The organism is Synechococcus sp. CS-205 (assembly GCF_025128255.1).
Taxonomy (GTDB): Bacteria; Cyanobacteriota; Cyanobacteriia; order PCC-6307; family Cyanobiaceae; genus Regnicoccus_A.
In genome coordinates this window covers 16269-31560 of the sequence record NZ_JAHLZB010000026.1, presented here as the reverse complement: position 1 = coordinate 31560, position 15292 = coordinate 16269, and the positions used below count along the sequence as shown (strand labels likewise).

Below are 15292 nucleotides of genomic sequence, written 5' to 3'. Positions count from 1 at the left end.
GACGCCGCAGGAGTCGTTGGTGTGCCCATCATCTCAACCGAAGCGGCTCAGCGCAGCCGGGCGATCAGGGCTGGTCGGCGCCAGAGCCCCAGGCCGCCCAGCACCGCCGCCACCAGGGCGCCCCAGCCCCAGAGCTGCAGGTGCAGGAGGAACCCGCCGATGGACAGCAGGGCTCCGAACAGTACGGCGCAGCTGAGCACCAGCTTGCTGACCAGATCCAGCAGTGTTTCAGCTGGTTCCACGCCGGTGCGCTGGCGCCAGCGGCGCCAGCCCGGCCCGGCCGGCTGCACCTGAACCACGAAGCGCTCGAGCACCTCGGCTGATTCCGGCGGAGTCGACAACAGCACCACCACCCAGAGCACGGCCGTGAGCAAAGTGGTGACCAGAAGCCTCAGCCCGTAGTCCTCCACGCGCAACAGGGGCACGACGGAGGTGGCCATCCCCACCAGAAAACCCCCGACCATGGCGGCCAACTCGGCCGCGGCATTGATCCGCCACCAGAACCAGCGCAAGACCAGCACCACCCCGGGACCCGTGCCGATGGCGATCACGAGCCGGAACACCGTGCCGATGTTGCTGCTCATCAGCGCCGTGATCACCCCGAGCACCACCAGCAGCACCGAGGCCAGCTGACCCATGATCAGCAGTTCCCGCTGGCTGGCGGCAGGGCGGATGAAGCGTTGATAGAGGTCGTGGGTGAGGTAGCTGGCCCCCCAGTTCACCGCCGTGCTCACGGTGCTCATGAAGGCCGCAACAAGTGAAACCACCACAAGGCCGAGGGCCACCGGTGGCAGCAGCTTCACCGCCAGCAACGGATAGCTCTGCTCCCAGTCGGTCTGGTCAGGCAGCAGCACCACAGCCGCCAGGGCCACCAGGATCCAGGGCCAGCTGCGCAGCAGGTAGTTGACGCCAAGAAAAACCCAGCTGGCCTTGCGGGCCTCCGCCTCGTTGCGGGTGGCCAGCAGACGCTGGATGAACTCGCCGCCGCCGTCGCTGCGCCGGAAGCTCCACCACTGCAGGGCGATGTAGGCACTGAAGGTGCCCACGCTGATGCCGGCCGTGTCGATCCAGCGCAGCCGCCCCTCCTCCACCTGCCAGGGAACCATCGACAGCAGTTCAGGCCGATCGAGGGCCCGGAGGCTGGTGAGCAAGGCGTCCATCCCACCCGCCGCCTGCACGGCAGCCAGCGACACCGCCACGGCACCGGCGAGGGCCAGCACCAGCTGCAGCAGGTCGGTGACCACAACCGCCCAGAGCCCACCGGCCGCGGTGTAGATCAGCACCAGCAGACCGATCCCCCCCAGCAGCCACAACCGCTGCTCCGGGGTGGAGGCCAGGCCGAGGGCCTCGCTCACCTTGGCCATGGCCAGGAAGGCGTAGCCGATGCCGATGCAATTGATCGGCAAAGCGAACAGAAAAGCCTTGATGCCCCGCAGCCAGGCAGCGGTGGCACCGCCGTAGCGCAACTCCGTGAACGCCGCATCGGTGAGCACGCCACTGCGGCGCCAGAGCGGGGCGAAGACCACAGCCATGGCCACATGGGCCACACCGAAACTCCACCATTCCCAGTTGCCCGCCAGGCCACGCACGCCCACCAGTCCGGCCACGTAGAGCGGAGTGTCGACAGAAAAGGTGGTGGCCGCCATCGAGGCCCCGGCCATCCATCCGTTGAGTCGTCGACCCGCCACGAAGTAGTCGTCTTCGGAGTTGTTCCGGCGGGCCAGCCAGAGCCCCACCACCAGGCTCCCCACCAGGTAGGCGATCAGGATCAGCCAGTCGATCAGTTGCACAGGCAGCTCGGGAGAACGGGGGAGCGGCAGAGGCGCTCGGAAGCTGGGGCGATGGGCGACTCAGCCGGAATGGCGGCGCCTGAGCTGACCGCAGGCCGCATCTTCGTCGAGCCCGCGGCTGGCGCGCACGCTCACGGCTCCATGGCGCTCCTGCAAGACCCGCCGGAAGGCCTCGACCCGCTCCGGGCTGGGGCGCTGGAAGTCTTCCTCCTCGATCGGGTTGTAGGGGATCAGGTTCACGTGGCTCTGGAACCCGCGCAACAGGGCCGCGAGGGCCACCGCCTGGCGGGGGTGGTCATTGAGGCCCCCCAGCAGGATGTATTCGAAACTCACGCGCCGGCCGGTGATCTCCACATAGCGGCGGCAGTCGTGGAGCAGCGCCTGAAGGGGATAGGCATGGGCCGTGGGGATCAGCTGCTCGCGCAGGGCCTGGTCAGGGGCGTGCAGGCTCACCGCCAGGGTGAACTGGGCCCGACCGAGCCGCTCGAGGGCCCGTTCGGCCAGGGTGGGCAAGGTGCTGGGCACCCCCACGGTGCTGACCGTGATCCTGCGCTGAGCCATGCCCAGGTCGGTGCAGAGACAGTGAATCGCCGCCAGCACCGAATCGATCGTGAGCAGGGGTTCGCCCATGCCCATGAACACCACATGGCTGGGGCGACGGTCCATCACCTCTCGCACGCTCAGCACCTGATCGACGATTTCGTGAACCGCCAGGGAGCGCTGCAGGCCCCCCTTGCCGGTGGCACAGAAGCGGCAGGCCATGGGGCAGCCCACCTGACTGGACACACAGACCGTGAGGCGATCACGGGAGGGGATGCCCACCGTTTCCAGGGTGAGGCCGTCGGCCGTTCCCAGCAGCAGCTTGGTGGTCCCATCGCTGGCCACACTCCGTCGCAGTTCCCTGGAGCGGCCAAGCGGATCGCCACCGGCTCCGGAGGTTTCATGAGCGAGGCTCTGGCGCCAGGCCTTGGGCAGCACGCTGATCTCGGCCAGGCTGCGGGCACCCTTGGCGTAGATCCAGTCGTGAAGCTGGCGGCCGCGAAAGCCGGGCTGCCCCTGGCTGATGGCCCAGGCTTCCAGCTCACCCAGGCCGAGGCCGAGCAAGGGCACGGCCTGGGGCAGGGGGGCCGCGGTGGTCACGACCAGATCAGCAGGCCATGCCCGAGCCAGCGCTCAACGGCCACCAGGGCGATGAACCCAAGCATGGCCAGACGACCATTGAGCCGTTCGGTATGGGTGTGAAAGCCGAAGCGGGGAAGACGCCGCTTCGGAACCAGCGTGGGTTGCAGCAAGGGAATCAGTCCTCCGTGAGTAGACCCTCTTCCTGCAGACCCTCAACGGCTGCGGGATCGGGGATGAGCTCTTCCTCCAGGCCTTCCTCCTGGGTGGGCCTGGCGAAGGCCGCGAAGGAACTGGCGGCCGCCTCGATGCCCCGCTTGCTGCGGACCGCATCCAGCTCGTCCTCGGAAGGATCCTCCAGCACCGCCTTGGTGACAGGAGCCGCGGCGGGCATCTCCACGGTGTAGTCGGGGCGGAGGTTGGCCATGCGGCGGTAACCGCCGGCCTCCTCGTCGAGGATGTCGGGATGGGGACCGGCCTCCGCGCGGAGTTCCTCCTCGAAGCCACCGAAGCCTGTGCCGGCGGGGATCAGGCGGCCGATGATCACGTTCTCCTTGAGGCCGCGCAACCAGTCACTCTTGCCTTCGATCGCCGCTTCGGTGAGCACCCGGGTGGTCTCCTGGAAGCTGGCGGCGGAGATGAAGCTGTCGGTGTTGAGCGAGGCCTTGGTGATGCCCAGCAGCACCGGGGTGAACTCGGCGGGGGCGCCGCCGGTGATGGCCATCGCCTGGTTGACCTGCTCCACCTGACGCAGCTCGATCAGCTCACCGGGAAGAAGGGTGGTGTCGCCGGCATCCTCGATGCGGACCTTGCTGGTCATCTGACGCACGATCACCTCGATGTGCTTGTCATCGATGGTGACGCCCTGGGATTTGTAGACGTTCTGGACCTCCTGCACCATTCGGAACTGCAGCTTGGAGATGGCTTCCTGGGCCGCCTCCATCGAGGGTTTGCGCCCCCTGAGATCGTCGAAATAGCACTCCAGCAGTTCGTGGGGGTTGATCGGACCATCGGTGAGCATTTCACCGGCCGTCACCTGCTGACCGTCGTTGACCATCACGTTGCGCCCGAGCAGGATCGGGTACTCGGTGCTGACGTCGTCGTGCTCGATCACGGAGACGGTGATCGAGTCGTCGTCGTCGCCCTGCTTGATGTTGACGGTGCCGGATTTGCGGCAGAGCACCGCTGATTCCCGCGGCCGTCGGGCTTCAAGCAGCTCCTCGATGCGGGGGAGACCCTGGACGATATCCCCGGTTTTCTGGCGCTCGAACACCAGCAGCGCCAGGGCATCCCCGCGCTGAACCAGCTCCCCGTCGCGCACGTGCAGCACCGAATCGGGCGAGACCATGTAGGGACGGCCCAGCCGGATGGTGATCACGCTGTCTTCGATGGCCTCGACCTGGCCGCAGCAGGGGGATTCGACGCCGCTGGCAAGGGCCTCGCCATCCACCAGCCGTCGGCCCACGCTCACAGCAGGCTCGGCCCCGGCGGTGTCGAGCGCGATGGTGTCACCCTCGCGCTCGACGATCAGACGCCGCACAGGCTCTCCCTCCACGGGATCGGGCAGCTGAACAACGCCGTCCTCCTTGCAGAGGATCTGGGTGGTGGCGACCACATCGCCACTCTTCACGCTGGTGCCGTCCTCCACCTGCAGCTCGGTGTGGGTGGAGCCGTGGCTGGCGTCGGAGAGGGTGTCGCGGCGGACCAGCAGGGTTTCGAGAATCACCAGCTGCAGGCGCTCGATCGTCTTGGCCCGCTTGTCGGGGACCGCCTCCACATCCACCGTCATCTGAGGGGTGGTGTCGAAGGTGTCGAGGATCAGCTGGGTGCGCAGCAGTTCGACACCCTCCACGGACTTGATCAGTTCACCGTCCTTGAAGGTGAGGCGCTGGGTGGCTTTCAGCCCCATGGAGGGGCCGCCGTTCTGCTTGACGCTGGCCAGCTCGGGCAGGTGCGCCTGATCGGGAATGGGGTATTCCTCGACCGGACGGAGCAGCAGGGCACCACCTTCCGGAGTGTCGACGGCTTCGACAAAGACCATGGCGTCGGGGACCAGCCCCGGGGCGATCTCCTCGCCAGGATTGTGGAGGCGGCCATCTTCGCTGTAGCGGGCGTGGATCTTGCTGTCACTGACAAGATGCAGCGTTCCCGAGCGAACGATGATCTCGCGCAGGATGTCGTTCTTCTGGGTCACGGTCACGATCCCAGCGGTCTGGCTGAAGATGTCCTTGACCACTTCGGTGCCAGCCTCGATCCACTGACCGTCTTCGATCATCAACAGGGAGATGTCCTTGTTGATTTCGTGGGTTTCCTGGGGAATCCAGAGAACGGTGCCTCCTTTGGACACCTCATAGCCGTTCTTGGCGGAGCGGGCCTTCTTGATCGAGAGACCCGGGGCGTACTTGATCAGGCCCCCGGTCTGGGTGCGGAAACGGTCGTCGGCCAGCTCGGCGATCACCTCACCGCTGCCGATCTTGCTGCCCGGCTGGGTCTTGAGCAGGTAGCGGGTGTTGTCCTTGCCCTCCAGGTGCCAGATCTCTCCGGAATGGGTGGACTGCCCGAGCAGCTTGCAGTCCTTGAGGGTGAGGCTGGCGGTGACGATCTGAACTTCGCGGGAGTCGCCGGTGGAATCACGCAGCCGGACGGAACCGCCGTGCTCGCTGACAAGACGGCTCTCAGCCAGCACCTCGCCGGTGGTCACGGGGGTGTTGCCCCTGACCACGGGCTGTGCATTGGGGGGCAGGTTGTAGACATCGCCCGCCAGCACCCAGAGGCGACCCAGGCGCTGGGCCTTGAGGGTGATGTTGCCCTGACGGTCGGTGACCTCCCGGGGCTGGATGACATCCTCGTAGCGCACCTGGCCCGCCAGGTCGCAGATCACATCCTTGGTGGCCTTCTCCACGCTCTTCTTGACCGCGGCGCCCGCGGAAATCTGAGCCAGGACCATGTCGGCGGGCACAGCATCGCCCGTGGCCACAAACAACACGGAGCCGGAGGTGATGTCGAGCCGCTGGATCTTGCCCTTGCCGCTGGGTTTCACCTGAAGGGTGAAGTCGGTTTCAGCGAGCTGAGCCTCAACACCATGGGAGGTGCGGTGAGGCCGCACCCGGGCCTTGGCACCGAATTCGACCGTGCCCTCCACCGAGGAACGAACCACGCCGGTTTCTGCCGTGGACACACCACCCGTGTGGAAGGTGCGCATCGTCAGCTGGGTGCCAGGTTCGCCGATTGACTGGGCGGCGATGATGCCCACCGCTTCGCCCAGATCCACCAGCTCGTTGTGGGCCAGGGCCCAGCCGTAGCACTTGCGGCAGACCGATCGGGCCGCCTCGCAGGTGAGCGGTGAGCGCACCACAACGGTCTTCACACCAGCGGCCTCAATCCGCCTGGAGAGTTCAGGGTCGATCTGCCCGTCGCGGTCGACCAGCTGGGACCCATCGGAGCCCACCACAGGCTCAGCCGCCAGACGTCCCACCAGCTTGGCGAAGAATCGTCCCTTCTCATCAGCATGGATCGGGATGCCGCGGGTGGTGCCGCAGTCGTCCTCACGCACGATCACGTCCTGGGCGACGTCCACCAGGCGACGGGTGAGGTAGCCGGAGTCGGCGGTGCGCAGGGCCGTGTCCACCAGTCCCTTGCGGGCGCCGTAGGAGGAGATCACGTATTCGGTGACCGTGAGCCCCTCGCGGAAGTTGGTGCGGATCGGCAGGTCGATGATCTCCCCCTGGGGGTTGGCCATCAGGCCGCGCATGCCCACCAGCTGACGCACCTGGGACATGTTCCCCCGGGCGCCGGAGTTGGCCATCATCCAGACCGAGTTGAGCGGGTCGTTCTCGTTGAAGTTCTTCTTGACTTCCTCCACCAGCCGTTCATTGGTTTCGGTCCAGGTGTCGATCACCTTGGTGTGCCGCTCCACCTCGGTGATTTCCCCCAGCCGGTAGCGCTCCTCGGTGTCGGTGATCTGCTGCTCGGCTTCCTGGAGCAGACGGGCCTTCTCGAAGGGAATGCGCAGATCTTCCACGGAGATCGAGACCGCGGCCTGGGTGGCGTAGTGGAACCCGAGGTCCTTGAGGTCGTCGGCCATCGAGGCCGTGGCAGCCGTGCCGTGGTGCTTGTAAGACCAGGCCACAAGATTGCGCAGGGCTTTCTTGTCGATCTCCCGGTTGCGGAAACGGGGCGCTTCCTTGCTCAGGGGAGCACGACGGTCCTGGGCGTTGGGCTTGGAGGGGGTGGTGGTCATGTCAGCGAGCGAAAAGGAAGACCGAAAAAGGAAACCTGGAGCACCAGGGGAAGATGACGACGTGCTGCAGAAGGTCAGCTCAGCTGGTAGCCACCGCGTCGATGATCGTTCTGTTCATCACCACACGTCCCACGGTTGTGAGCAGATAACGGGTGATCAGGGCACCGTCTTCATCGAAACGGTCGCGACGGTACTTCCACTGCTCGATGCGCGTGCCGTCGCTGAGGGCCTCCTCATGGACGGGGGCCTCACCCTCGTCATCGTCATCGACCTCGCCGATGAATCGCACCCAGACCCACTCGTGCAGATCGAGGTGATTCTCCTCGAAGGCATTGATCACGTCATTGAGGCCGGCGAAGGTGCGGCTGCGGTCGCCGAAGTCGGGTTTGGATTCCTTGCGATCCACCGCGGTGAGGTAATAGATGCCCAGCACCATGTCCTGGGAGGGGGTGATGATCGGCTCGCCGGTGGCGGGCGAAAGAATGTTGTTGCTGGCCAGCATCAGCATGCGTGCCTCCGTCTGGGCCTCGATCGCCAGAGGCACGTGCACGGCCATCTGGTCACCGTCGAAGTCGGCGTTGAAGGCTGGGCAGACCAGGGGATGGAGCTGAATGGCCCGACCATCCACCAGTTTCGGCTCGAAGGCCTGAATGCCGAGGCGGTGCAGGGTGGGAGCCCGGTTGAGCATGATCGGGTGGCCTTCGATCACCTCCTGAAGCACCTGCATCACCTCATCATCAGCGCGCTGAATCAGCTTCTTGGCGGCCTTGATGTTGTTGACGATGTTCTGGCGGATCAGCCGGTGAATCACAAATGGCTGGAACAGTTCGATGGCCATTTCCTTGGGAAGGCCACACTGGTGCATCTTCAACTTGGGGCCCACCACAATCACGGAACGACCGGAGTAGTCGACCCGCTTGCCGAGGAGGTTCTGGCGGAAGCGGCCCTGTTTGCCCTCGATGATGTCGCTGAGCGACTTGAGCGGCCGGTTGTTGGCGCCCACAACGGTGCGTCCACGGCGGCCGTTGTCGATCAGGGCATCAACCGCCTCCTGCAGCATCCGCTTCTCGTTGCGGACGATGATTTCGGGAGCAAGGATCTCCTGCAGCCGCGCCAGACGGTTGTTGCGGTTGATCACCCGGCGGTAAAGGTCGTTGAGATCGCTGGTGGCGAAACGGCCGCCGTCGAGCTGCACCATCGGGCGGAGATCGGGGGGGATCACCGGGATGGCATCGAGCACCATCCAGTCGGGACGAGCATCGGTGGCGATGAAGTTATCGATCACGCGAAGGCGCTTGATCAGCTTGGCCCGCTTCTGACCCTTGCTGCCGGCGATATCCTCACGCAACTGCTCGGCAATCTCGGTGAGGTTGAGATCTTCGAGCAGACGCTTGAGCGCTTCAGCCCCGATGCCCACCTCAGGCTCATTTTCTATCTCTGAATCTTCCGCATAGATCTGGTCCTCGATCTCCAGCCACTCATCCTCGGTGAGGAGTTGCTTGTAGGTGAGGTCCTTGTGGTCGCCCGGCTCGAGCACCACATAGCAGTTGAAGTAAACAATCTGCTCCACATCCCGCAGGGGCATGTCGAGCAGGATGGCCACATAACTGGGGATTCCCTTCAGGTACCACACGTGGGAAACGGGAGCCGCCAGCTTGATGAAGCCCATGCGATGGCGCCGCACCCTGCTTTCGGTGACCTCAACACCGCAGCGCTCGCAGACGATGCCGCGGTGACGCACCCGCTTGTACTTGCCGCAATGGCACTCCCAGTCTTTGGAAGGTCCGAAGATCTTCTCGCAGAAAAGCCCGTCCATCTCGGGCTTGAGCGTGCGGTAGTTGATCGTTTCGGGCTTGGTGACTTCACCAACCACCTGTCCATTGGGCAGGGTCCGCTGACCCCACTGCATGATCCGCTCCGGCGAGGCCAGGGTGATCTTGACGTAGTCGAAGTAGTTCTCGGTGCGGAGGTTGCTGTTGGTCATGGCCGAAGGGCGCGCGGACGTCGAAAGAAACTGTGAGGCTCAGGAAATGGATTCAATCGTCGTCGTAATCCGCGACGCCGAGGGATTCATAGGTGGGGCGGTTAGGGGTGCTGCGGCGAGGATTGACGTCCTGCATCAGATCAACCTCAGCGCCGTCATCGGTGTAGACAGCGATGTCCAGGCCCAGCGACTGCAATTCGCGCATCAGCACCTTGAAGGACTCCGGTGTACCGGGACGGGGAATCGGCTTGCCCTTGACGATGGCGTTGAGGGCCTCGTTGCGGCCCTGCATGTCGTCGGACTTGACGGTGAGCAGCTCCTGAAGGGTATAGGCGGCCCCATAGGCCTCGAGGGCCCAGACCTCCATCTCGCCCAGGCGCTGTCCACCCTGCTGTGCCTTGCCGCCCAGGGGCTGCTGGGTGACCAGCGAGTAAGGGCCGGTGGAGCGCGCGTGGATCTTGTCGTCCACCAGGTGGACAAGCTTGAGAATGTGGGCGTAGCCAACGGTGACCGGCTGATCAAACGGTTCGCCCGTGCGTCCGTCGATCAACTGGATCTTGCCGGGATTCTCCGGGTCATAGACCCAGTCTTTACCTGGCTCGCTGGCGGCCTCCTCGAGATACTTCTGAACGGTGTTCTTGGAGGTTTCGTTGCCGTGCATCTCATCGAACGGCACCACCTTGACCCGGCAGCCCAGGTGAGACGCTGCCCAGCCCATCAGGCACTCGAACACCTGCCCCACATTCATCCGTGAGGGAACCCCCAGTGGATTGAGGACAATATCGATCGGAGAACCATCCGGCAGATAAGGCATGTCCTCGCGAGGAAGGATGCGACTGATGATGCCCTTGTTGCCATGACGGCCGGCCATCTTGTCGCCGACCTGAATCTTGCGACGCTGGGCCACATAGACCCGCACAACCATGTTCGCCCCCGGCGGCAGCTCATCTCCCTGCTCGCGGGTGTAGATCCGGACATCCACCACCCGGCCGCGCTCGGTGCTGGGAACCCTCAGGGAGTTGTCGCGCACGTCGCGGGCCTTCTCACCAAAGATCGCCCGCAGCAGCTTCTCTTCCGGTGGCTGATCCGACTCGCCCTTGGGCGTGACCTTGCCCACCAGGATGTCTCCGGATTCGACATAGGCACCGATCCGGATGATGCCCATCTCATCGAGGTTCCCCAGGCTCTCTTCAGCCACATTGGGAATCTCGCGCGTGATCTCCTCAGGACCGAGCTTGGTCTGGCGGGCTTCGATCTCATACTTCTCGATGTGCACCGAGGTGTAGAGGTCGTCCTGGACGAGGCGCTCGCTCACCAGGATGGCATCCTCGTAGTTGTAGCCCTCCCAGGGCATGTAGGCAATCAGGACATTCTGGCCCAGAGCGATCTCTCCGCCTTCGCAGGCTGAGCCATTGGCCAGCACCTGACCGGCGATCACCGGATCGCCCTGGCTGACGATCGGTCGCTGGTTGAGGCAGGTGTCCTGGTTGGAGCGCTGGTACTTCTGGAGATGATGAATGTGATCCGTGTCGTGCTCATCGCGGATCACGATCGCTGTGGCATCCACGAAGGTGACGGTGCCATTGACCCGGGTGATTGGAACCATGCCCGAGTCGCGGGCGACCTGGGTTTCCAGACCGGTTCCCACCAGAGGCCGCTCAGGCCGCAGCAGGGGGACGGCCTGACGTTGCATGTTCGAGCCCATCAGAGCCCTGTTGGCGTCGTCGTGCTCGAGGAAGGGGATCAACGAGGTGGCCACGGAGATCACCTGAACAGGTGAGAGCTGGACGTAGTCGACCTGCTCCGGCGGCACCGTCTCGAAGTCCTGGCGGTAGCGGACGGGAATCAGCTCGGCCAGGATGCGACCGTCGGCGTCGGTGGCCACATCGCCTGGCGCGACGCGGCACTCGTCCTCGAGGTCGGCGGAGAGATAGATCGGATCGCCCTGCTTGTGGACGATGCCGTGCTCCACCTTCCAGAAGGGGGTTTCGATGAAACCGTATTCATTGACGCGGGCGTGGGTGGCCAGCGAACCGATCAGGCCGGCATTGGGGCCCTCGGGAGTCTCGATCGGGCAGATGCGCCCGTAGTGGGAGGGGTGAATGTCGCGCACGGCAAAACCAGCCCGCTCGCGGGTGAGGCCGCCTGGGCCCAGGGCACTGATGCGCCGCTTGTGGGTGAGTTCCGCCAGAGGGTTGGTCTGGTCCATGAACTGGCTGAGCTGGCTGGAGCCGAAGAACTCCTTGATCGCCGCCACCAGGGGCTTGGGGTTGACCAGCTGCGCGGGGGTGAGCGATTCGGTCTCACCGACCGTCATGCGCTCCTTGATGATCCGCTCCAGCCGGTTGAGGCCGACCCTGACCTGGTTCTGAAGAAGTTCTCCAACCGAGCGCACCCGTCGGTTGCCGAGGTGATCGATGTCGTCGAGAGAGGCCCCGCCCACATCAAGCTCGAGATTGATCAGGTAATCGATCGTGGAGAGCACATCCTCAGCCGTGAGGGTGCGCACCGCATCGGGGATGGTGAGCCGCAGCTTCTTGTTGATCTTGTAGCGGCCGACGCGGCCGAGGTCGTAGCGCTTCGGATCGAAGAAGCGGCTGTGCAGCAGCTGCTGGCCACCACTTACGGAGGGCGGTTCGCCGGGTCGGAGCTTCTTGTAGAGCTCAAGCAGAGCCTGATCCTCTGATGAGATGCCTTCGTCGTTGGCGGCTTCGATCGACTTGCGGTAGTACTCCGGGTGGCGCAACTTGTCGAGGACATCGTTGTCGGAGAGCCCGATCGCCCGCATCAACACATGGGCGTTGATTTTGCGGGTTTTGTCGACGCGAACGTGGAGCAGATCGTTTTTGTCGGTTTCGAACTTGAGCCAGGCCCCCCGGTTCGGGATCAGGCTGGCGTTGAAGGTTTTGCGCCCGTTTTTATCCTGCTCATCCTTGAAATAGACGCCCGGGCTGCGCACGATCTGGTTGACGATCACCCGCTCAGCACCGTTGATGATAAAGGTGCCGCGCTCGGTCATCAGCGGCAACTCGCCGATGAAGACTTCCTGCTCCTTGATTTCACCGGTTTCTTTGTTGACCAGCCGGCAGGTGACGTACATCTGCGAGGCAAAGGTGGCGTCGCGACGCTTGGCCTCTTCCACATCGTGACGGGGCCGCTTCAGCCGGTACTCCGTGCCCACGAAATGGAGCTCCAGCTTGCCTGTGTAGTCGGTGATCGGGGAAAAGCTGTCGAGCTCCTCAATCAGACCCTTCTCCAGGAACCACTTGAAACTCGCCCGTTGCACCTCGACCAGATCGGGCAGGTAGGTGACGGTCTTGGCGACCTGAATCGCGCTGCTCATGCGGGGACCTGCAGGAACGGGTGAAAAGGTGGATGGGGTGCGAAGGCGGGAACACGCCTCACGCTCAGGGCTGCCGCAAGGACAACCGAAGGCACGGCAGGGCAGCCCCACAGAAATGGGACGGCTCTGCCGTGTTCACGCTGATGAATCTCGAATCGGAGCTGCCGATCTAGACAATGGAGCTTTCAAGCTGCCAGGCCAATAAAACATCATACACTATTGGCTGAGATGGTCTGAGGAAGCCCGAAAAGGCGTACCGCATTTCCTGTGGACTCCGCCGCCACCTGCTCCAGCGGCTGCTGCCTGAGTTCGGCCACACGGCTGGCCACCGCCGCCACGAAAGCCGGTTCGTTGCGCTTCCCCCGCCTGGGAACAGGGGCCAGGAAGGGGCAGTCGGTCTCGATCAGGTAACGATCCGCCGGGACCTGACGGGCACAGGCGTGGGTGTCGAGCGCCTTGTGGAAGGTGACCGTTCCGCTGAAGCTGATGTACAGCCCCAGATCCAGAAAGGCCGCCATCTCCTGAGGAGTGCCGCCCCAGCAGTGCATCACCCCCCGGGGGCAGCGCCCCTCAGCCTGACGCTGGCGCAACTCCTCCAGCATCGGTTCGGCGGCATCCCGGCAATGGACGATCACCGGTAGATCCAGCTCAACCGCCAGATCGAGCTGGGGGCGCAGAACCTCCAACTGGTGCTCGAGGTTGGTGTCACGGAAGAGATCCAGACCCAGCTCCCCGATGGCCACCACCCGCTCGTCATCGAGGGCGGCCCGGCGCAGCACAGCCTGGGTGGTGGCCCCCCAGTGCTCCGTGTCGAGGGGATGCACCCCCACCGAGTAACGAAGCTCGGGGAAGCGATCGGCCAGACGACGGATCGGCGCAATCTGGGAAGGCTCTACACAGGCATGCAGGAGTGCAACCACTCCGGCCTCACGCCAGCGTTCAGCAACCGAATCGAGATCGGCCTCGAAGGTGCTGAACACCACATGGCAGTGGGAATCCACCAGCGCCGAGGGCGCTGGGGCCGCGGAAGGCGAGGGTTTGGCGTGCATCGGGACCGCGCGCCGCTCAGGCGTTGCCGGCAACGGGCTCGATGGCCTGCTTGACGGCTGTGCTCAGACGCGACTTCTGATTGGCTCCGGTGTTGCGGTGGATCACCCCGCGCTTGACGGCCTTGTCGATTTTGCTGTAGGCGGCGTTGAGGCTGGCCTGCACGGCCGTCTTGGTGTCCTCGCCGGGCTCCTGGCTGTAGGCGTTCACGGCCGTGAAGCAGCGCTTCATCAAGGTGCGCACCGCAGCCTTGTAGGTGCGGTTCTGCAGCCAGTTGCGCTCGGCAATCAGGATGCGCTTCTTCGAAGACTTGTTATTGGCCACAGGCGGATTCAGCGCTGATTCAGCAGTTGTCGATCCTACCCTCACAGCCTCACCGGGTGTTCAGCCAGCTCTAGCCTGGGTTGCTGACTCCTCGGCGCCGCTTGCCGCCACCGCCTTCCCCCGTGCCGAACACCCTGAGCAATCCCGCACCAGCCCTGGCCCTCGACGTTCTGAAGGACCTCGATGCGGCCGCGGCCAGGCTCGAGAGGATTGCCGGCCGCACCAGCGGCGCGGCCAGCCTTGAGGAAAGCGCCCGCGTGGAAGCCATCCTCGAGCAGGTCAAACGGCAGGGCGACCATGCCCTTCTGGAGCTGAGCGAGCGGTTCGACGGCATCCGTCCGGATCCCCTGCGCCTGCCCCGCGAGGAGCTGGCCCGCGCCTGGAAGGAGTGTCCCTCCGACCTGCGCAGCGCCCTGGAGCTGGCCCACAGGCGCATCCTCGATTTCCATCAGCGCCAGAAGCCCAGCGACCTTTCGGTGACCGGAGTGCATGGCGAGAAGCTGGGCCGACGGTGGCGTCCCGTGGCCAAAGCGGGCCTCTACATCCCCGGCGGCCGTGCCTCCTACCCCAGCACCGTGCTGATGAACGCGGTCCCCGCGCGGGTGGCCGGAGTCAAACACGTGGTGATGGTGACGCCTCCAGGCCCGCAGGGACAACCTGATCCCACGGTGCTGGCAGCCGCCCACCTCGCCGGGGTCGAGGAGGTCTACCGGGTGGGCGGGGCCCAGGCGATCGGCGCGCTGGCCTACGGCACTGAATCCATCCCGCGCGTGGATGTGATCAGCGGCCCCGGAAATCTCTACGTGACCCTGGCCAAGAAAGCCGTTTATGGCCAGGTGGCGATTGACTCCCTGGCCGGCCCCAGTGAAGTGCTGGTGATCGCCGACCAGAGTGCCGATCCGGATCACGTGGCCGCGGATCTGCTGGCCCAGGCCGAGCACGACCCCATGGCGGCGGCGATCCTGCTCACCACCAGCGCGGCCCTGGCGGAGTCCGTCCCCCGGGCCCTTGAGCAGCAACTGCGCCACCACCCCCGAGCCGAATTGTGCCGGGAAGCTCTGGAAGCCTGGGGGCTGATCGTGGTCTGCCCCTCCCTGGAGGATGCCGCCCGCCTGAGCGACCACTTCGCGCCTGAGCATCTGGAGCTGCTGGTGGAACGGCCTGAGCCCCTGGCGGGGCGCATCGAGAATGCCGGAGCCATCTTCATCGGCGCCTGGAGTCCCGAAGCCGTGGGTGATTACCTGGCCGGGCCCAACCACACCCTGCCCACCTCAGGCACCGCCCGCTTCTCGGGTGCCCTGAGCGTGGAGACTTTCATGCGCCACACCAGCCTGATCGCCTTCAACCGCCAGGCGCTGGAGGCCACAGGACCTGCAGTGATCACCCTGGCCGAGAGCGAAGGGCTCCACAGCCACGCCGATTCGGTGCGTCGCCGGCTCGACTGA

At 64.8% G+C, this 15292-nt stretch carries 9 protein-coding genes; 1 reads left to right on the top strand and 8 read right to left on the bottom strand.

The genetic code is table 11. The features are described 5' to 3' along the window. Window positions 1–47: 47 nt before the first annotated feature. The 8 genes from KQ297_RS06970 to rpsT all read right to left on the bottom strand — a co-directional run bounded on the left by KQ297_RS06970 (window position 48) and on the right by rpsT (window position 13847). Window positions 48–1790 carry a sodium:solute symporter family protein gene (locus tag KQ297_RS06970; protein WP_259738777.1) on the bottom strand — a complete coding sequence of 581 codons (1743 nt, stop codon included), beginning with the start codon at window positions 1788–1790 and terminating at the stop codon, window positions 48–50. Between the two features lie 60 nt (window positions 1791–1850). After that, window positions 1851–2930, bottom strand: a complete 1080-nt coding sequence (rlmN, locus tag KQ297_RS06965) for a 23S rRNA (adenine(2503)-C(2))-methyltransferase RlmN (protein ID WP_259738776.1) — start codon at window positions 2928–2930, stop codon at window positions 1851–1853. Then, window positions 2927–3082, bottom strand: a complete 156-nt coding sequence (locus KQ297_RS06960; protein WP_185465121.1) for a high light inducible protein — start codon at window positions 3080–3082, stop codon at window positions 2927–2929. The genes rlmN and KQ297_RS06960 overlap by 4 nt, the downstream gene beginning before the upstream one ends. A 5-nt stretch (window positions 3083–3087) precedes the next feature. Next, window positions 3088–7149 carry a DNA-directed RNA polymerase subunit beta' gene (locus tag KQ297_RS06955; RefSeq protein WP_259738775.1) on the bottom strand — a complete coding sequence of 1354 codons (4062 nt, stop codon included), beginning with the start codon at window positions 7147–7149 and terminating at the stop codon, window positions 3088–3090. A 79-nt stretch (window positions 7150–7228) separates the two neighbouring features. Further along, on the bottom strand, window positions 7229–9133 hold the full coding sequence (locus tag KQ297_RS06950; RefSeq protein ID WP_259738774.1) for a DNA-directed RNA polymerase subunit gamma: 1905 nt from the start codon (window positions 9131–9133) through the stop codon (window positions 7229–7231). A gap of 52 nt (window positions 9134–9185) precedes the next feature. Next, a complete protein-coding gene (gene rpoB, locus KQ297_RS06945; RefSeq protein ID WP_259738773.1) occupies window positions 9186–12476 on the bottom strand; it encodes a DNA-directed RNA polymerase subunit beta in 3291 nt (1096 codons plus the stop codon). Between the two features lie 209 nt (window positions 12477–12685). Further along, on the bottom strand, window positions 12686–13525 hold the full coding sequence (locus KQ297_RS06940; protein WP_259738772.1) for a TatD family hydrolase: 840 nt from the start codon (window positions 13523–13525) through the stop codon (window positions 12686–12688). 16 nt (window positions 13526–13541) lie between these two features. After that, the gene (gene rpsT, locus KQ297_RS06935) at window positions 13542–13847 is read right to left on the bottom strand and encodes a 30S ribosomal protein S20 (RefSeq protein WP_185465126.1); all 306 of its coding nucleotides are present in this window, start codon (window positions 13845–13847) and stop codon (window positions 13542–13544) included. 122 nt (window positions 13848–13969) lie between these two features. On the opposite strand from rpsT, the gene hisD reads away from it, so the two are divergent. Then, a complete protein-coding gene (gene hisD / locus KQ297_RS06930; RefSeq protein WP_259738771.1) occupies window positions 13970–15292 on the top strand; it encodes a histidinol dehydrogenase in 1323 nt (440 codons plus the stop codon).

Coding starts and splice junctions, on each gene's coding strand:
- rpoB (WP_259738773.1), bottom strand. CDS start 12,476: ATGAGCAGCGCGATTCAGGTCGCCAAGACCGTCACCTACCTGCCCGAT.
- KQ297_RS06955 (WP_259738775.1), bottom strand. CDS start 7,149: ATGACCACCACCCCCTCCAAGCCCAACGCCCAGGACCGTCGTGCTCCC.
- KQ297_RS06940 (WP_259738772.1), bottom strand. CDS start 13,525: ATGCACGCCAAACCCTCGCCTTCCGCGGCCCCAGCGCCCTCGGCGCTG.
- KQ297_RS06950 (WP_259738774.1), bottom strand. CDS start 9,133: ATGACCAACAGCAACCTCCGCACCGAGAACTACTTCGACTACGTCAAG.